The 18,189-nt window shown below is 68.8% G+C and carries 18 protein-coding genes and 3 tRNA genes; 19 read left to right on the forward strand and 2 right to left on the reverse strand.

Features of this window, described 5'->3' with window-relative positions; translation table 11 throughout:
• Positions 1-623: 623 nt before the first annotated feature.
• From VR44_RS00105 to VR44_RS00150, 10 genes are all read left to right on the forward strand, one after another.
• A tRNA-Thr gene (locus VR44_RS00105) sits at positions 624-696 on the forward strand.
• Between the two features lie 48 nt (positions 697-744).
• A tRNA-Met gene (locus VR44_RS00110) sits at positions 745-820 on the forward strand.
• An 88-nt stretch (positions 821-908) separates the two neighbouring features.
• Positions 909-1,073, forward strand: a complete 165-nt coding sequence (rpmG, locus tag VR44_RS00115) for a 50S ribosomal protein L33 (protein WP_007265873.1) — start codon at positions 909-911, stop codon at positions 1,071-1,073.
• A 120-nt stretch (positions 1,074-1,193) separates the two neighbouring features.
• The gene (locus VR44_RS00120) at positions 1,194-1,646 is read left to right on the forward strand and encodes a MaoC family dehydratase N-terminal domain-containing protein (RefSeq protein ID WP_045945264.1); all 453 of its coding nucleotides are present in this window, start codon (positions 1,194-1,196) and stop codon (positions 1,644-1,646) included.
• A gap of 1 nt (position 1,647) precedes the next feature.
• The gene (locus VR44_RS00125; RefSeq protein ID WP_045945265.1) at positions 1,648-2,076 is read left to right on the forward strand and encodes a MaoC family dehydratase; all 429 of its coding nucleotides are present in this window, start codon (positions 1,648-1,650) and stop codon (positions 2,074-2,076) included.
• 112 nt (positions 2,077-2,188) lie between these two features.
• Positions 2,189-2,767, forward strand: coding sequence for a TetR/AcrR family transcriptional regulator (locus tag VR44_RS00130; RefSeq protein ID WP_094191331.1), 579 nt, complete (start codon positions 2,189-2,191; stop codon positions 2,765-2,767).
• Between the two features lie 89 nt (positions 2,768-2,856).
• Entirely contained in the window at positions 2,857-4,290 is a 1,434-nt protein-coding gene (locus tag VR44_RS00135) for a DHA2 family efflux MFS transporter permease subunit (protein WP_045945267.1), read from the forward strand.
• Positions 4,291-4,345: 55 nt separating this feature from the next.
• Complete coding sequence (locus VR44_RS00140; protein ID WP_045945268.1) at positions 4,346-4,744, forward strand: DUF3291 domain-containing protein; 399 nt, start codon at positions 4,346-4,348, stop codon at positions 4,742-4,744.
• The gene (locus VR44_RS00145; protein WP_281187091.1) at positions 4,745-5,845 is read left to right on the forward strand and encodes a UDP-N-acetylmuramate dehydrogenase; all 1,101 of its coding nucleotides are present in this window, start codon (positions 4,745-4,747) and stop codon (positions 5,843-5,845) included. It abuts the gene before it with no gap.
• Positions 5,846-5,891: 46 nt separating this feature from the next.
• Positions 5,892-6,263, forward strand: coding sequence for a hypothetical protein (locus VR44_RS00150; RefSeq protein WP_245691564.1), 372 nt, complete (start codon positions 5,892-5,894; stop codon positions 6,261-6,263).
• On the opposite strand, the gene VR44_RS00155 is transcribed toward VR44_RS00150, so the two are convergent.
• On the reverse strand, positions 6,253-7,272 hold the full coding sequence (locus VR44_RS00155; protein ID WP_045945271.1) for an adenosine deaminase: 1,020 nt from the start codon (positions 7,270-7,272) through the stop codon (positions 6,253-6,255). The genes VR44_RS00150 and VR44_RS00155 overlap by 11 nt on opposite strands.
• A 158-nt stretch (positions 7,273-7,430) precedes the next feature.
• The gene (locus VR44_RS00160) at positions 7,431-8,657 is read right to left on the reverse strand and encodes a pyridoxal phosphate-dependent aminotransferase (protein WP_045945272.1); all 1,227 of its coding nucleotides are present in this window, start codon (positions 8,655-8,657) and stop codon (positions 7,431-7,433) included.
• A 191-nt stretch (positions 8,658-8,848) separates the two neighbouring features.
• Between VR44_RS00160 and VR44_RS00165 the strand changes: the two genes are divergently transcribed.
• The 9 genes from VR44_RS00165 (at position 8,849) to rpoB (ending at position 18,172) form a co-directional block, all read left to right on the forward strand.
• A tRNA-Trp gene (locus VR44_RS00165) sits at positions 8,849-8,921 on the forward strand.
• Positions 8,922-9,027: 106 nt separating this feature from the next.
• Positions 9,028-9,309 carry a preprotein translocase subunit SecE gene (gene secE / locus VR44_RS00170; protein ID WP_045945273.1) on the forward strand — a complete coding sequence of 94 codons (282 nt, stop codon included), beginning with the start codon at positions 9,028-9,030 and terminating at the stop codon, positions 9,307-9,309.
• An 84-nt stretch (positions 9,310-9,393) separates the two neighbouring features.
• Positions 9,394-10,302 (forward strand): transcription termination/antitermination protein NusG, encoded by a 909-nt coding sequence (gene nusG, locus VR44_RS00175; protein WP_045945274.1) that lies wholly within the window; start codon positions 9,394-9,396, stop codon positions 10,300-10,302.
• A gap of 171 nt (positions 10,303-10,473) precedes the next feature.
• A complete protein-coding gene (rplK, locus tag VR44_RS00180) occupies positions 10,474-10,908 on the forward strand; it encodes a 50S ribosomal protein L11 (protein ID WP_042818558.1) in 435 nt (144 codons plus the stop codon).
• 87 nt (positions 10,909-10,995) lie between these two features.
• The gene (rplA, locus tag VR44_RS00185) at positions 10,996-11,724 is read left to right on the forward strand and encodes a 50S ribosomal protein L1 (RefSeq protein WP_042818557.1); all 729 of its coding nucleotides are present in this window, start codon (positions 10,996-10,998) and stop codon (positions 11,722-11,724) included.
• A gap of 141 nt (positions 11,725-11,865) precedes the next feature.
• The gene (locus tag VR44_RS00190; protein ID WP_245691565.1) at positions 11,866-12,786 is read left to right on the forward strand and encodes an SCO4651 family lipoprotein; all 921 of its coding nucleotides are present in this window, start codon (positions 11,866-11,868) and stop codon (positions 12,784-12,786) included.
• 287 nt (positions 12,787-13,073) lie between these two features.
• Complete coding sequence (gene rplJ / locus VR44_RS00195) at positions 13,074-13,604, forward strand: 50S ribosomal protein L10 (RefSeq protein ID WP_045945276.1); 531 nt, start codon at positions 13,074-13,076, stop codon at positions 13,602-13,604.
• Positions 13,605-13,715: 111 nt separating this feature from the next.
• Positions 13,716-14,102 carry a 50S ribosomal protein L7/L12 gene (gene rplL, locus VR44_RS00200; RefSeq protein ID WP_045945277.1) on the forward strand — a complete coding sequence of 129 codons (387 nt, stop codon included), beginning with the start codon at positions 13,716-13,718 and terminating at the stop codon, positions 14,100-14,102.
• 587 nt (positions 14,103-14,689) lie between these two features.
• Positions 14,690-18,172: a DNA-directed RNA polymerase subunit beta gene (gene rpoB / locus VR44_RS00205; protein ID WP_045945278.1), complete on the forward strand. Its 3,483-nt coding sequence runs from the start codon at positions 14,690-14,692 to the stop codon at positions 18,170-18,172.
• Positions 18,173-18,189 lie beyond the last annotated feature (17 nt).

An 18,189-nucleotide genomic window follows, 5' to 3' on the forward strand; every position in this document is an offset into this window, starting at 1 on the left:
CTCCCGCAGGGCCCCGTCCCGGCCCCCCGGGGCCCCGCGGCGGACCTCCCGCGGCGCCTTTGTGCGGGCCCGCGGAGGGGCCCTTGGGTGGGCCTCCCGCCGCGCCCTTGGGCGGCCCGCCGCCCGGGGCCCCGGCGGAGCCGCCGGAGGGGCTGCCCGCCGGGTTGCCGGGCGAGGGGGAGGGCTGCTGCGGCTGGCTGTCGGACATCGCGCTCCTGCGGTGGCTCGGGCGGTTCCTGAACCGTGGCCGCAGCCCGCGGCCCAAGATCACGCAGCGTGCTCAGAGCCTAGGGTGCGGGGCTCCCGGGTTCGCGGAAGAGCGCAATAGTCGTACCGGTGTGGTGCCCATGCGCCTCGGCGCCCCCGCACACCTCCCCGTACGGCGTCCCCGCACGCGGCCCCGGGCGTCGGGCGGTGGAGGCCGTGACCCCGCGCGGGCGGCCGGTGCGGCTTTGACCCCGCGACCGGGACGGTGCGGCTGTGACCCCGGCCACAAAAAGGCCCGTAAGTGCCGGGAGAGGGGCCCGCGAGTGATCGGGAAAGCCCGGCGCGGGCCGTCCGAGCCCAGTCCCCCCAAAGGATTTGGGCGATCGGCGCGCAACCGTGTAATGTCTTCCTCGCTCGCCCCAATAGCTCAGTCGGTAGAGCGTCTCCATGGTAAGGAGAAGGTCTGCGGTTCGATTCCGCATTGGGGCTCTGGTGAGAGAGGTTCCCCGCCCTCGGGCGGGGAACGGATCTCATCAAAGCGGCGTAGCTCAGTCGGTAGAGCAAGCGGCTCATAATCGCTGTGTCACCGGTTCAAGTCCGGTCGCCGCTACCACACCCAGTAGCCGATTGCGGGGTCGGTCTCCCGATCGGCTACTCTTTTATGCGTTCATCCGTCCCATAGTCCGTCAAGGAGCACTCACGTGGCTGCCACCGACGTCCGCCCGAAGATCACGCTGGCCTGCGTGGAGTGCAAGGAGCGGAACTACATCACCAAGAAGAACCGGCGTAACAACCCGGACCGCATGGAGATGAAGAAGCACTGCCCGCGCTGCAACTCGCACACCGCGCACCGCGAGACCCGCTAATCACTGGCGAAGTCTCCGCATAGGCACCTTCACGAGGTCGTCCCCTTCTGGGGGGCGGCCTCGTGTCGTTTCCGCACCGGTTCCTTGATCCGGAGCCCCTTCAACAGGAGGTAGTGAGCCATGGCACTCGACCAGACCTTCGTGGGGCGGACCTACCCGCCCACCGAGCCGTACGAGGTCGGCCGGGAGAAGATCCGCGAATTCGCGGTCGCGGTGGGTGACGAGAATCCCGTCTACACCGACCCCGAAGCCGCCAAGGCGTTCGGTCACCAGGACGTGATCGCCCCGCCGACTTTCGTGTTCGCCATCACCTTCGCGGCGGCCGGCCAGGTCGTCCAGGACCCGCAGCTGGGCCTGGACTACAGCCGCGTCGTGCACGGCGACCAGAAGTTCGCGTACGTCCGCCCCGTGCGCGCGGGCGACCGGCTCACCGTGACCTCCACCATCGAGGCCGTGAAGTCCCTCGCCGGCAACGACATCATCGACATCCGCGGCGAAGTCCACGACGAGTCCGGCGAGCACGTGGTGACCGCCTGGACCAAGCTCGTGTCCCGCGCCCCCGAGGAGGCCTGAGATGACCGCGCAGATCCAGTACGCCGACGTCGAGGTCGGCACCGAGCTCCCGGCGGCGTCCTTCCCCGTGACCCGCGCCACGCTCGTCCGCTACGCCGGCGCCTCGGGCGACTTCAATCCGATCCACTGGAACGAGAAGTTCGCCAAGGAGGTCGGACTGCCGGACGTGATCGCGCACGGCATGTTCACGATGGCCGAGGCGATCCGCGTCGTGACCGACTGGGTCGGCGACCCGGGTGCGGTCGTCGAGTACGGCGTCCGCTTCACCAAGCCGGTCGTCGTCCCGAACGACGACCAGGGCGCGCTGATCGAGGTCACCGCGAAGGTCGCGCAGAAGCTGGACGACAACCGCGTACGGGTCGACCTGACGGCGATGAGCGCCGGCCAGAAGGTGCTGGGGATGTCCCGCGCGGTGGTCCGGCTGGCCTGACCGGCCACCGGCCGCCGGACGACGGGCCGAGGCGCGGGGCGACCCCCCGCGCCCCCCGCCGCCACACCCGACCCCTTGACTTAGTTAGTGATTGAGTACTAACTTTCTCTGCATGGCAAGGATGAGTGCGGACGAGCGGCGCGAGAGCGTCATCCGCGCCGCGATCCACGAGTTCGCGCGCGGCGGCTACTACGGGACCTCCACCGAGGCGATCGCCAAGCGGGTCGGGGTCTCGCAGCCGTACCTCTTCCGCCTCTTCCCGGGCAAGAAGGCCATCTTCCAGGCCGCCGCCGGGCGCTGCCTGGAGAACACCCGCAGGGCCTTCGCCGAGGCCGCCGAAGGGCTGCACGGCGAGGAGGCCCGGGCCGCCATGGGTGAGGCGTACATCCGGCTGATCGCCGAGCAGCCCGAGATGCTGCAGATGCAGCTCCAGATGTACGTCACGGTGGCCGCCGCCGAGGCGGCCGGCGACCGCGAGCTCGGCGAGCTCGTGCGGGCCGGCTGGCTGGAGCTGTGGGACACCGTCCGGATCCCGCTCGGCGACGTCCAGCGGACCACGGCCTTCATGGCGCAGGGGATGCTCATCAACACCCTGTCCGCCATGGGGTTCCCGTCGGGTCACCGGATCTGGGACGGCTTCCCGGGTGAAGTCGACAAGGCGGCCGGCTCGACGGGCGGACAGACGGTGTGAGGCGCGGGGCCGTGCGGGCCCCAGGTCGCCCCGCATCCTTCTGCCCTCGAAAGTTAGTCAGCAATAACTAACAAACCCCAGGGGGAAGCATGACCCAGCAGAAACTCGGGCCGTCCGCGGTCTGGGCCCTCGTCGTCACCGGGGCCGCCGGCTTCATGGCGGCCCTCGACAACCTCGTCGTCACCACCGCCCTCCCCGCCATCCGCGCCGACCTCGGCGGCAGGCTGGAAGACCTGGAATGGACGGTGAACGCCTACACCCTCACCTTCGCCGTCCTGCTGATGTTCGGCTCCGCGCTCGGCGACCGCTTCGGCCGCCGCCGGCTCTTCACCGCCGGCCTCGCCCTCTTCACCGCCGCCTCCGCGGCGGCGGCCCTCTCGCCCGGCATAAGCCGGCTCATCGCCGCCCGCGCCGTCCAGGGCGCCGGAGCCGCCGTCATGATGCCGCTCAGCCTCACCCTGCTCACCGCCGCCGTACCGGCCGCCCGCCGCGGGATGGCCCTCGGCATCTACGGCGCCGTCACCGGCCTGGCCGTCGCCAGTGGCCCCCTCATCGGCGGCAGCCTCACCGAGCACATCTCCTGGCAGTGGATCTTCTGGCTGAACGTGCCCATCGGCCTGGCCCTCATCCCGCTCGCCCGCCTGCGCCTCGCCGAATCCACCGCCCCCAACGCCCGCCTCGACGTCCCCGGCACCCTCCTCATCAGCGGCGGCCTCTTCGGCATCGTCTACGGCCTGGTCAACGCCAACGCCCACGGCTGGACCAGCGCCCCCGTCCTCACCGGCCTCATCGCGGGCAGCGCCCTGATCGGCGGCTTCGTCCACCACGGGTTCCGCAACGCCAACCCCGTCCTGCCCATGAGGCTCTTCCGGCACCGCGGCTTCTTCGGGATCAACCTCGCCAGCCTGCTGATGTACCTCGGCATGTTCGGGTCGATCTTCCTGCTCAGCCAGTTCCTCCAGGGCGTCGCCGGTTACTCGCCCACCGAGGCCGGCCTGCGCATGCTCCCCTGGACTGGCATGGGCATGATCGTCGCTCCACTCGCCGGGACGCTCGCCGACCGGATCGGCGGCCGCCCCGTCGTCGTCGCCGGACTGGCCCTCCAGGCGATCGGCCTCGGCTGGTTCGCCCTGGTCCTGAGCCCCGGCGTCTCCTACGCCGCCCAGCTGCCCGCCCTCGTTCTCAGCGGGATCGGGATGTCCATGTACTTCGCCCCGGCCAACCACGTGCTCATGTCCACCGTGGCCCCCGGCGACCAGGGCAAGGCCTCCGGTACCAACAACGCCCTCCGCGAGGTCGGCGGCGCCCTCGGAGTGGCCGTCCTCGCCTCGGTCTTCTCCGCCCGCGGCGGCTACGAGACCCCGCAGGTCTTCACCGACGGCACCGTCCCCGCCCTGTGGATCGGCTCCGCCGCCGTCGCCCTGGCCGCCGCCCTGGCCCTGCTGGTGCCCCGCCGGCCGAAGTCCGTGCCGGTTCCCGAGGCCGCGACAGGGGCCCTGGTGAAGATGCCCGCCGCCCACTGAACCCGCGCCGCCGAAGTACTGCCGACGGAACCGCGAGCGACCAAGGAGCCCCGCCATGCCCGACATCCCCTGGACCACGCCCACCGCCCCCGCCTCCGACGCCGAGGTCTACGTCATGGCCTCCCGCTTCGAGACGGAAACCCTCGTCGGCGCCCTCAGGTTCTTCCTCAAGGCACCCGGCATCATCGCCCAGATCCGCAAGGCCCCCGGAGCCAACGGCGCCGCCCTCCGGGCCCGGGTCTTCCGCCGCACCTTCCTCACCCTCTCCGCCTGGGAGGACCGCGACGCCCTCCACCGCTTCGCCCGGAGCGAGCCCCACCGCTCCAGCGCCCGCGCGGCCAGCGCCTACATGAAGGAATCGGCCTTCACCTTCTGGACCGTCCCCGCCCGCGAACTCCCCCTCACATGGGCCGAGGCCGAGCGGCGTCTCGACGAGCAGAAGCAGAGCAGCTGAGTGCCCCGCCGGGATGCGAGGGGGACGGACCGTACTCTTGTCCACGTGCAGGAACTCCACGACGCCCCCCTCGCCCCGCTGACCACCTTCCGCCTCGGCGGCCCCGCGGCTCGGCTGGTCACCGCGACCACCGACGCCGAAGTGGTCGAAACCGTCCGCGCCGCGGACGCGAGCGGCACCCCGCTCCTGGTCATCGGCGGCGGCAGCAACCTCGTCATCGGCGACGAGGGCTTCGACGGCACCGCCCTGCGCATCGCCACCACCGGCTTCACCCTCGACGGCACCACCCTCGAACTCGCCGCCGGCGAGAACTGGAGCGACGCCGTCGCCCGCACCGTCGAAGCCGGACTCGCCGGCATCGAGTGCCTCGCCGGGATCCCCGGCTCCGCCGGCGCCACCCCGATCCAGAACGTCGGGGCGTACGGCCAGGAGGTCTGCGACACGATCACCGAGGTCGTCGCCTACGACCGCACCACCGGCGAGACGGTCACCCTGACCGCCGCCGAATGCGCCTTCCGCTACCGCCACAGCCTCTTCAAGGACCAGCCCGACCGCTACGTCGTCCTGCGCGTGCGCTTCGCCCTGGAGGACGCGGGCGGCCTCTCCGCACCGATCAAGTACCCCGAGACGGCCCGCGCCCTCGGCGTCGAGGCCGGCGACCGCGTCCCGGCCGCCGTCGCCCGCGAGACCGTCCTGCGCCTGCGCGCCGGCAAGGGCATGGTCCTCGACCCCGCAGACCACGACACCTGGTCCGCCGGCTCCTTCTTCCACAACCCGATCCTGACCGACGAGGCCTACGCCGCCTTCCTCGCCCGCGTCCAGGACCGCCTCGGCCCCGAGACCGCCCCGCCCGCCTATCCGGCCGGCGAGGGCCGTACGAAGACCAGCGCGGCCTGGCTGATCGACAAGGCCGGCTTCACCAAGGGCTACGGCACGGGTCCCGCCCGCATCTCCACCAAGCACACCCTGGCCCTCACCAACCGCGGCCAGGCCACCACCGAGGACCTGCTGGCCCTGGCCCGCGAGGTCGTCGCCGGGGTCCACGCGGCGTTCGGCGTCACCCTCGTCAACGAGCCGGTGACGGTCGGCGTCAGCCTCTGAGATGAACTGCCCCCTGCACGGGGCCGGAACGGACCCCACACGCCTCGTGGGACGCCAGATCAGCCGGGTCGTCGCCTCCTGGCACATCTGCGAGGGCGAACGCTCCGAGGCCCCCCTCGACGTCTGGCTGATCGACAGCGCCGGCGAGTCCACCCGGATCACCACCGGGTCCGACCAGTGCCTCATCGTCGAGTCGACCCCGCCCCACGAGCCCTACGACCTGGGGGAGTGGGGCCGGATCGAGGTCGGCGAGGACCTCGGGGAACACCCCTTCCTGCGCCACCTCGGCCAGACCGTCGAATCGGTCGCCGAGTTCGCCCTGCCCGAGCAGGGCCGCACCCACCTGGAGATCGGCTTCCCCGACGGCCGCCGGGTACGGGCCGACTGTCACGAAGGGGACCTGCGGCTCACCCGTTGAGCCAGTGCTCGATCCCGTCCAGCAGCTTCGCCTTGACCTCCTCCGGCGCCGCCGAACCCCGCACCGACTGGCGGGCCAGCTCGGCGAGCTCCGCGTCCGTGAAGGCGTGGTGGCGGCGGGCGATCTCGTACTGGGCCGCCAGCCGCGACCCGAACAGCAGCGGGTCGTCCGCGCCCAGCGCCATCGGCACCCCGGCCTCGAACAGGGTGCGCAGCGGGACGTCCTCGGGCCGCTCGTAGACGCCGAGCGCGACATTGGACGCCGGGCAGACCTCGCAGGTGATCTGCCGGTCGGCGAGCCGCTTCAGCAGCCGGGGGTCCTCGGCCGCCCGGACCCCGTGCCCGATGCGGGCGGCGTGCAGGTCGTCGAGGCAGTCGCGGACCGAGGACGGGCCGGTGAGCTCGCCGCCGTGCGGGGCCGCCAGCAGGCCGCCCTCGCGGGCGATGGCGAAGGCCCGGTCGAAGTCGCGGGCCATGCCGCGGCGCTCGTCGTTGGACAGGCCGAAGCCGACGATCCCCCGGTCGGCGTAACGGACGGCCAGCCGGGCGAGCGTACGGGCGTCCAGGGGGTGCTTCATCCGGTTGGCGGCGATCAGCACCCGCATCCCCAGGCCCGTCTCGCGGGAGGCCGCGTCCACGGCGTCGAGGATGATCTCCACCGCCGGGATCATGCCGCCCAGCAGCGGGGCGTACGAGGTGGGATCCACCTGGATCTCCAGCCAGCCGCTGCCGTCCCGCACGTCCTCCTCGGCGGCCTCGCGGACCAGGCGCCGGATGTCCTCGGGCTCCCGCAGGCAGGACCGGGCGGCGTCGTACAGCCGCTGGAAGCGGAACCAGCCGCGCTCGTCGGTGGCGCGCAGCTTGGGCGGCTCGCCGGCGGTCAGGGCGTCCGGCAGCCGCACGCCGTACTTGTCGGCCAGCTCCAGCAGGGTCGACGGGCGCATCGAGCCGGTGAAGTGCAGGTGCAGATGGGCTTTCGGCAGAAGCGTGAGATCGCGTACGTGCTCCATCTGGTGATCCTGCCGCATCGGTCACCCGATTGGCAGCGCATTACCTGAACGGGACATTGCCCGAACACGAATATGACCTCCGGAGTGCGCCGGAGCGGCCCCGGAAACGCCGGAGCGGCGCCACCCGGTGGGGTGACGCCGCTCCGGCGGGGTGACGCCTAGGCCTTGGCCTCGGCCAGCAGGTTCTGGATCCGGGTCACGCCCTCCACCAGGTCCTCGTCGCCCAAGGCGTAGGAGAGACGCAGGTAGCCGGGGGTGCCGAAGGCCTCACCGGGGACGACCGCGACCTCGGCCTCGTCCAGGATCAGCGCGGCGAGCTCGACCGAGTCCTGCGGGCGCTTGCCGCGGATCTCCTTGCCGAGCAGCTCCTTGACCGACGGGTACGCGTAGAACGCGCCCTCGGGGGTCGGGCAGTAGACGCCGTCGATCTCGTTGAGCATCTTGACCATCGTCTGACGGCGGCGGTCGAAGGCCTTGCGCATCTCCGCGACGGCCTCCAGGTCGCCCGAGACGGCGGCCAGCGCGGCGACCTGGGCCACGTTGGAGACGTTGGAGGTGGCGTGCGACTGCAGGTTGGTCGCGGCCTTGATGACGTCCTGCGGGGCGATGACCCAGCCCACGCGCCAGCCCGTCATGGCGTACGTCTTGGCGACGCCGTTGACGACGATGCACTTGTCGCGCAGCGCCGGGACCAGCACGGGCAGCGAGGTGAACTTCGCGTCGCCGTAGACCAGGTGCTCGTAGATCTCGTCGGTCAGCACCCACAGGCCGTGCTCGGCGGCCCACTCGCCGATCGCCTTCGCGTCGGCCTCGTTGTAGACGGCGCCCGTCGGGTTGGACGGGGAGACGAACAGGACGACCTTGGTGCGCTCGGTGCGCGCCGCCTCCAGCTGCTCGACGGAGACCCGGTAGCCGGTGGTCTCGTCGGCGACGACCTCGACCGGGACACCGCCGGCGAGGCGGATCGACTCCGGGTACGTGGTCCAGTACGGGGCCGGGACGATGACCTCGTCGCCCGGGTCGAGGATCGCCGCGAAGGCCTCGTAGATGGCCTGCTTGCCGCCGTTGGTCACCAGGACCTGCGAGGCGTCCACCTCGTAGCCGGAGTCGCGCAGCGTCTTCGCGGCGATGGCCTTCTTGAGCTCGGGCAGACCGCCCGCCGGCGTGTAGCGGTGGAACTTCGGGTCGCGGCAGGCCGCGACCGCCGCCTCGACGATGTAGTCCGGAGTCGGGAAGTCCGGCTCGCCCGCGCCGAAGCCGATCACCGGGCGCCCGGCGGCCTTGAGGGCCTTGGCCTTGGCGTCGACGGCGAGGGTCGCGGACTCGGAAATGGCGCCGATACGGGCGGACACCCGGCGCTCGGAGGAAGGCGTTGCAGAGGTCATGAGGCCAATCGTCCCAGACGCTCCGGAAGCCCCGCACACCGTTTCAGTCACCGGACGGAGCAGGTCCGGATGTTCTCTGTTCGACGTCAGGCCCAGGACCACGTATGCTCTGCTGTCGTTGGTCCTCACCGAACGCCCCAGGGCGCGAGCACTCCGTGCACTCGTCCGGATGCGGTAGGTTGGGAACACAAAGGGTCGTAGCTCAATTGGTAGAGCACTGGTCTCCAAAACCAGCGGTTGGGGGTTCGAGTCCCTCCGGCCCTGCTCCACACTCCTTCTCGGATGTGTGCGCAGGTACGTATTTCGATGCAACGCCGTGCGGCGCAACCGGGCGCGGCTACGGCCAACGACCCGGATTCAGGTGAGAGACGTGACGGACGCCCTGGGCTCCATCGACATGCCTGACGCCGACAGCGACACTCGCGAGAAGAAGGCCCGCAAGGGCGGCAAGCGCGGGAAGAAGGGCCCTCTGGGCCGCCTCGCGCTGTTCTACCGCCAGATCGTCGCGGAGCTCCGCAAGGTCGTCTGGCCCACGCGCAACCAGCTCACGACGTACACCACCGTGGTGATTGTCTTCGTCGTCATCATGATCGGTCTGGTGACCGTGATTGACTATGGGTTCCAGGAAGCCATCAAGTTCGTCTTCGGCTGATCCCCGCGGAGGGCGGCGCCTTGATGGGTGCCGCCTTTTTTCGCATGTTCCACCACCTTTTGTATCCAGGAAGAAGCAGCCACCGTGTCTGACCCGAACCTGAACGCGAGCCACGACTCCGTCGAGTCCGTCGAGGACCAGCTCGACATCGTCGAGGCGGCAGACGCTGTGGACCCCGACGAGGTTGAGCTCGCCGACGCCGAGGCCGGCACCGCCGCCGAGGAAGCCGCCCTGCACGTCGAGGACGACGAGGACGCCGACGCCGAGGCCGAGGAAGCCGACGAGGACTCCGAGGACGAGGGCGACGTCGAGGACGCCGCCGAGACCGCGGACGAAGACGCGGAGGAGGCCGAGGAGGCCGCTCCCGCCGAGCCCGTCGACCCGATCCAGGCCCTCCGCGAGGAGCTGCGCCTGCTCCCCGGCGAGTGGTACGTCATCCACACCTACGCGGGCTACGAGAAGCGCGTGAAGGCGAACCTGGAGCAGCGTGCCGTCTCGCTGAACGTCGAGGAGTTCATCTACCAGGCCGAGGTGCCCGAGGAAGAGATCGTCCAGATCAAGAACGGCGAGCGCAAGAACGTCCGGCAGAACAAGCTGCCCGGTTACGTGCTCGTCCGCATGGACCTGACGAACGAGTCCTGGGGCGTCGTCCGCAACACCCCCGGCGTCACCGGCTTCGTGGGCAACGCGTACGACCCGTACCCGCTGACCCTGGACGAGATCGTCAAGATGCTCGCCCCGGAGGCGCAGGAGAAGGCCGCCAAGCAGGCTGCCGAGGAGGCCGGTCTGCCGGCGCCCGCCGTCAAGCGCACCATCGAGGTCCTGGACTTCGAGGTCGGCGACGCGGTCACCGTCACCGACGGCCCGTTCGCGACCCTCCAGGCCACGATCAACGAGATCAACCCGGACTCGAAGAAGGTCAAGGGCCTCGTCGAGATCTTCGGCCGCGAGACCCCGGTCGAGCTGAGCTTCGACCAGATCCAGAAGAACTGATCCAGATCTTCTGAGCGACGCTTCCGAAGCAGGTCAGACCGGCCCGAAAAAGGCGGTCTGACCTGCTCGGTTTTTAGCCCCGCACCCATACCCGTTATCGTGGTGCGGTATGCCTCCATCCGGATGACCGGAAGGCGGCTGGAAAACTCTCACTAGGACCCGGAGAGAGCAATGCCTCCCAAGAAGAAGAAGGTCACGGGGCTTATCAAGCTCCAGATCAAGGCCGGTGCGGCCAACCCGGCTCCGCCGGTCGGCCCCGCGCTCGGTCAGCACGGCGTCAACATCATGGAGTTCTGCAAGGCCTACAACGCCGCGACCGAGTCGCAGCGTGGCATGGTCGTGCCGGTGGAGATCACGGTCTACGAGGACCGCTCCTTCACCTTCGTGACGAAGACCCCGCCGGCCGCGCGCCTCATCCTGAAGCACGCTGGCATCGAGAAGGGCTCCGGCGAGCCGCACAAGACCAAGGTCGCGAAGCTCACGCGTGACCAGGTCCGCGAGATCGCCACGATCAAGATGCCCGACCTCAACGCGAACGACCTGGACGCCGCGGAGAAGATCATCGCCGGCACCGCCCGTTCCATGGGTGTCACGGTCGAGGGCTGATCAGCCCCCTCGCAGTTCCCCAGTGGTAGGGCCAAGCGCTGGTCCGTACCACGACTCCATGCCTGAAGCACTTACACAGGAGCAGAAGTGAAGCGCAGCAAGACTCTCCGCGCTGCGGACGCCAAGGTCGACCGGGAGAAGCTCTACGCTCCCCTCGAGGCCGTCCGTCTCGCCAAGGAGACCAGCACCACCAAGTTCGACGCCACCGTCGAGGTTGCCTTCCGCCTGGGTGTCGACCCGCGCAAGGCCGACCAGATGGTCCGCGGCACCGTGAACCTCCCGCACGGCACCGGTAAGACCGCCCGGGTCCTGGTCTTCGCGACCGGTGACCGTGCTGCGGCCGCGGAAGCCGCCGGCGCCGACATCGTCGGCGACGACGAGCTGATCAACGAGATCGCCAAGGGCAACCGCCTGAACGAGTTCGACGCCGTCGTGGCGACCCCGGACCTCATGGGCAAGGTCGGCCGCCTCGGCCGCGTGCTCGGTCCGCGTGGTCTCATGCCGAACCCGAAGACCGGCACCGTCACCATGGACGTCGCCAAGGCTGTCACCGACATCAAGGGTGGCAAGATCGAGTTCCGCGTCGACAAGCACTCGAACCTGCACTTCATCATCGGCAAGGTCTCCTTCTCCGATGAGCAGCTGGTCGAGAACTACGCGGCGGCGCTGGACGAGATCGTCCGTCTGAAGCCGTCCGCCGCCAAGGGCCGCTACATCAAGAAGGCCGCCCTGAGCACCACGATGGGCCCCGGCATCCAGCTGGACTCCAACCGCACCCGGAACCTCCTCGTCGAGGAAGACCCGGCTGCTGTCTGATCCGGCCGAGCCTGACCGGCTCGCCTGAGTGACCGAACCGGCCCCCCGCCTCCCGCAAGGGAAGCGGGGGGCCGGTTTCTTTCTGCCCCCCGCCCGAAATCCCGTACGACTTTCCCGTCCCTTCCCCGTATGGTCGGACGGTTGATCGATCACACCAGGGGTGGGGACTCCATGCTCGTGCACCGCAAGAAGAAGACCGCCATGGCCGTACTGGCCGCCGTACTGCTCGTGGGCGGGGCCACGACGGCCTGCGAGGGCGGCAAGAAGGACGACGGGGGCAAGGCCGCGGCCGCGACGCCCTCCGCCGCGGCGCCGGCGGCCGGCAAGCCCGCCCAGGGCGGCGCGGACGCCACGCCGGCGGCGTACCTGGAGAAGGTGAAGAAGAAGTCCGAGGACATCACCTCGCTGCGCTACACCATGACCGGCACCGCCGAGGGCCAGCCGGTCAGCATGGACGCGTCCATGCGCCTCAAGCCGTCCGTGGCCATGTCCATGAAGATCAGCGCGCAGGGCCAGGAGGGGGCCGAGATCCGCCTGCTCGACGGCACCATGTACATGGGCTCCGAGGGCAAGTGGCTGAAGTTCGACATGAAGGGCGCGGACCCCCAGGCCGCCAAGCAGCTGGACAGCCTCGGAGCCGGCTCCGCCGCCGGCGAGAACCCGGGCGACCGCGCCGGGGACCTGATGGGCGCCAAGGACCTCAAGACCGTCGGCGAGGAGAACATCGACGGCGTGAAGACCAAGCACGTCGCCGGAACGGTCAGCCTCGAGCAGATGAAGGCCTCCCTCGCCGCCCTCACCCCCGAGGCCAGGCAGCGCCAGGAGAAGTCCATCCAGAAGCTGGAGGGCGAGGGCATCAAGACCATGAACATCGACATGTGGATCGACGAGAGCGACCACACCAAGCAGGTCCGCACCCGCGCCGAGTCGGCCAAGGGCCCGATGGACATGACGATGAAGTTCCTGGACTACAACAAGCCGGTCGACATCTCCGCCCCGCCGGCCGACCAGGTCATGGACCTCGCCCAGCTGGGCAAGGACTCCGGCTCCGGCGAGGGCTGAGCCCTCGGCCTCCGGACCGGTCGGGGGGCCGGTCCGGGGGCGATTTGCTCCGGCTCGCATCCTTCGCGTATGGTTCCCCAGAAGCCAAAGACCGCTGGTCGTTGCCGTGCCCGTAGAGGGTCGGTGGCCGAAGGATCCGCTACTGCGGACGACCCGCGCAGGTGACTGTGGAATCGTTCCCGGAAAGTATTTTCCGGTTGAGCTACGCCCTGGCGCCTGCGCCGGGGCGTTTTGTATGTCAGCCCCTTCTGAGCGGTCCTCATCACCCGGAAGGAGGCCGACGCTCTATGGCAAGGCCCGACAAGGCTGCCGACGTAGCCGAGCTTGAGGACAAGTTCCGCAGCTCCAGCGCCGTCGTGCTGACCGAGTACCGGGGTCTCACCGTGAAGCAGCTCAAGACGCTGCGTCGTTCGCTCGGTGAGAACGCCCAGTACGCCGTGGTGAAGAACACGCTGACCAAGATTGCGGCTAACAACGCCGGGATCACCTCGCTCGACGACCAGTTCACTGGTCCGACGGGTGCCGCCTTCATCACCGGTGACCCGGTGGAGTCGGCCAAGGGTCTTCGTGACTTCGCCAAGGAGAACCCGAACCTGATCATCAAGGGCGGTGTCCTTGATGGCAAGGCGCTGTCCGCCGATGACATCAAGAAGCTTGCGGACCTCGAGTCCCGCGAGGTTCTGCTCAGCAAGCTGGCCGGCGCGTTCAAGGGCAAGCAGTCCCAGGCTGCCTCGCTCTTCCAGGCGCTGCCGTCGAAGTTCGTCCGCACCGCGGAAGCGCTTCGCGTCAAGCTCGCCGAGCAGGGCGGTGCCGAGTAATTCGGCTCGCGCACTGATCTACGCCGCCTAGTGCGTGGGTCGTAGCGGGCCGTTACGCCCGCCTCTCTAGACATATCGGCACCTGCCGAATTAGTGGAAGGATCGCCCATCATGGCGAAGCTCTCTCAGGAAGACCTCCTCGCCCAGTTCGAGGAGATGACCCTCATCGAGCTCTCCGAGTTCGTGAAGGCCTTCGAGGAGAAGTTCGACGTCACCGCCGCTGCGGCCGTCGCCGTTGCCGCCCCGGCCGCCGGTGGTGGCGACGCCGGTGCCGCCGTTGAGGAGAAGGACGAGTTCGACGTCATCCTCACCGCCGCCGGTGACAAGAAGATCCAGGTCATCAAGGTCGTGCGCGAGCTGACCTCCCTGGGTCTGAAGGAGGCCAAGGACCTCGTCGACGGCACCCCGAAGCCGGTCCTCGAGAAGGCCAACAAGGAAGCCGCTGACAAGGCCGCTGAGGCCCTCAAGGCCGCTGGCGCCTCGGTCGAGGTCAAGTAACACCTCTGAGGCCGCCTGACGGCCTCAACCAAGGGCGATCACCCGATAGGGTGGTCGCCCTTTGGCGTATTCGCAGTGCCTGACTTGCCCTGGTCTCGTTGGGGAGTAGGGTGATCTTCGTTGCCCCGACGCAGGGTCCGGAGATGATCCGCTCGGAGCACGGGGCCTTGACGAACGGCCAGCGGCGCGCAATTCTCAGTCCCGTCGTGAGGTCGCCCGGGTCGATCCCGGATCCGAGGCATGGATCGACTACGAAGAGGGCAGTACTGATACGCGCTCTGTGAACGGGCGCTGCGGCATCGGCCGCGGTGTTGGTTGGACGCGGTGTTGGTTGAGGACGTGGGGAAGGGCCTGTTGCCGGTTTCCGGAAACCTGGTCTGGACATCAGTGAGCCAAGTGGCTACACTGACCCTTTGCGCTGCCTGTTAGCTGTCCCCTGCCCGTCGCCAGGGGCATGCCCACGCTCGAGCACACCGGATTGATACGCCCTGACCTGGTCTTTTAGTCCAGCTGGGGAGGCTCTGTCTTCTGTGTCGGCTGGGACCGGTACGCGCGTAGTGAGTCCGAGCCCTCGGAAGGACCCCCTCTTGGCCGCCTCGCGCAACGCCTCGACCAATACGAACACCGGTGCCAGCACCGCCCCGCTGCGCATCTCCTTTGCAAAGATCAAGGAGCCCCTCGAGGTTCCGAACCTCCTGGCGCTGCAGACCGAGAGCTTTGACTGGCTGCTCGGCAATGCCGCCTGGAAGTCTCGCGTCGAGTCGGCGCTTGAGAGTGGACAGGACGTCCCCACCAAGTCCGGTCTGGAAGAGATCTTCGAGGAGATCTCGCCGATCGAGGACTTCTCCGGGTCGATGTCGCTGACGTTCCGCGACCACCGGTTCGAGCCGGCGAAGAACTCCGTCGACGAGTGCAAGGAGCGCGACTTCACGTACGCGGCGCCGCTCTTCGTCACGGCCGAGTTCACGAACAACGAGACCGGTGAGATCAAGTCTCAGACGGTCTTCATGGGCGACTTCCCGCTCATGACCAACAAGGGCACCTTCGTCATCAACGGCACCGAGCGCGTCGTCGTGTCGCAGCTCGTCCGTTCCCCGGGTGTCTACTTCGACTCCTCCATCGACAAGACGTCCGACAAGGACATCTTCTCCGCCAAGATCATCCCTTCCCGGGGTGCCTGGCTGGAGATGGAGGTCGACAAGCGCGACATGGTCGGCGTCCGCATCGACCGCAAGCGCAAGCAGTCCGTCACCGTCCTCCTCAAGGCCCTCGGCTGGACCACCGAGCAGATCCTCGAGGAGTTCGGCGAGTACGAGTCCATGCGCGCCACCCTGGAGAAGGACCACACCCAGGGCCAGGACGACGCGCTGCTCGACATCTACCGCAAGCTGCGCCCGGGCGAGCCGCCGACCCGCGAGGCCGCTCAGACGCTGCTCGAGAACCTCTACTTCAACCCGAAGCGCTACGACCTCGCCAAGGTCGGCCGCTACAAGGTGAACAAGAAGCTCGGCGCCGACGAGCCCCTCGACGCCGGTGTGCTCACCACCGACGACATCATCGCCACGATCAAGTACCTCGTGAAGCTCCACGCGGGCGAGACCGAGACGGTCGGCGAGTCGGGCCGGGAGATCGTCGTCGAGACCGACGACATCGACCACTTCGGCAACCGTCGTATCCGCAACGTCGGCGAGCTCATCCAGAACCAGGTCCGTACGGGTCTCGCCCGTATGGAGCGCGTCGTGCGCGAGCGCATGACCACCCAGGACGTCGAGGCGATCACGCCGCAGACCCTGATCAACATCCGGCCGGTCGTCGCCTCCATCAAGGAGTTCTTCGGCACCAGCCAGCTGTCGCAGTTCATGGACCAGAACAACCCGCTGTCGGGCCTGACGCACAAGCGTCGTCTCAACGCCCTCGGCCCGGGTGGTCTGTCCCGTGAGCGGGCCGGCTTCGAGGTCCGTGACGTCCACCCGTCGCACTACGGCCGCATGTGTCCGATCGAGACGCCCGAAGGCCCGAACATCGGTCTGATCGGCTCGCTCGCCTCCTACGGCCGCATCAACCCGTTCGGCTTCATCGAGACCCCGTACCGCAAGGTCGTCGACGGTGTCGTCACCGACGAGGTCGACTACGTCACCGCCGACGAGGAAGACCGCTTCGTCATCGCCCAGGCGAACGCCCGCCTGGACGACGACCTGCGCTTCACCGAAGGCCGTGTCCTGGTCCGCAAGCGTGGCGGCGAGGTCGACTACGTCGAGCCGTCCGACGTGGACTACATGGACGTCTCGCCGCGCCAGATGGTGTCCGTCGCGACCGCGATGATCCCCTTCCTCGAGCACGACGACGCCAACCGTGCCCTCATGGGCGCGAACATGATGCGCCAGGCCGTTCCGCTCATCAAGGCGGAGGCCCCGCTCGTCGGCACCGGCATGGAGTACCGCTGCGCGGTCGACGCCGGCGACTCGATCAAGGCGGAGAAGGACGGTGTCGTCCAGGAGGTCTCGGCCGACTACATCACCGTCGCCAACGACGACGGCACGTACACCACGTACCGCGTCGCCAAGTTCTCCCGCTCGAACCAGGGCACCTCGGTCAACCAGAAGGTGATCGTCAACGAGGGTGACCGGATCGTCGAGGCCCAGGTCCTCGCCGACGGCCCGGCCACCGAAGAGGGCGAGATGGCCCTCGGCAAGAACCTGCTCGTCGCGTTCATGCCGTGGGAAGGCCACAACTACGAGGACGCGATCATCCTGTCGCAGCGCCTCGTGCAGGACGACGTCCTCTCCTCGATCCACATCGAGGAGCACGAGGTCGACGCCCGTGACACCAAGCTGGGCCCCGAGGAGATCACCCGGGACATCCCGAACGTCTCCGAGGAGGTCCTCGCCGACCTCGACGAGCGCGGCATCATCCGCATCGGTGCGGACGTCGTCGCCGGCGACATCCTGGTCGGCAAGGTCACCCCGAAGGGTGAGACCGAGCTGACCCCCGAGGAGCGCCTGCTCCGCGCGATCTTCGGTGAGAAGGCCCGCGAGGTGCGTGACACCTCGCTCAAGGTGCCGCACGGTGAGATCGGCAAGGTCATCGGTGTCCGCGTCTTCGACCGCGAGGAGGGCGACGAGCTTCCTCCGGGCGTGAACCAGCTGGTCCGCGTCTACGTGGCCCAGAAGCGCAAGATCACCGACGGTGACAAGCTCGCCGGCCGTCACGGCAACAAGGGTGTCATCTCCAAGATCCTCCCGATCGAGGACATGCCCTTCCTCGAGGACGGCACCCCGGTCGACATCATCCTCAACCCGCTGGGTGTCCCGTCCCGAATGAACCCGGGACAGGTCCTGGAGATCCACCTCGGCTGGCTCGCCAGCCGCGGCTGGGACGTCTCCGGCCTCGCGGACGAGTGGGCGCAGCGCCTCCAGGCGATCGGCGCCGACCAGGTCGCCCCCGGCACCAACGTCGCCACCCCCGTCTTCGACGGTGCGCGTGAGGACGAGCTGGCCGGCCTGCTCCAGCACACCATCCCGAACCGCGACGGCGAGCGCATGGTGCTCCCGACCGGTAAGGCGCGCCTGTTCGACGGCCGCTCCGGCGAGCCGTTCCCGGACCCGATCTCGGTCGGGTACATGTACATCCTCAAGCTGCACCACCTGGTCGACGACAAGCTCCACGCCCGTTCGACCGGTCCGTACTCGATGATCACGCAGCAGCCGCTGGGTGGTAAGGCGCAGTTCGGTGGTCAGCGCTTCGGTGAGATGGAGGTGTGGGCGCTTGAGGCATACGGCGCCGCGTACGCGCTCCAGGAACTCCTGACGATCAAGTCCGACGACGTGACCGGCCGCGTGAAGGTCTACGAGGCCATCGTCAAGGGCGAGAACATCCCCGAGCCGGGCATTCCCGAGTCCTTCAAGGTGCTCATCAAGGAAATGCAGTCGCTCTGCCTCAACGTGGAGGTGCTGTCCTCGGACGGCATGTCCATCGAGATGCGCGACACCGACGAGGACGTCTTCCGCGCGGCGGAGGAGCTCGGTATCGACCTGTCCCGGCGCGAGCCGAGCAGCGTCGAAGAGGTCTGACGGGCCTGGCCGGGGGA

Origin of the sequence: Streptomyces katrae (assembly GCF_000966975.1) — a bacterium.
GTDB classification, from domain to species: Bacteria; Actinomycetota; Actinomycetes; order Streptomycetales; family Streptomycetaceae; genus Streptomyces; species Streptomyces katrae.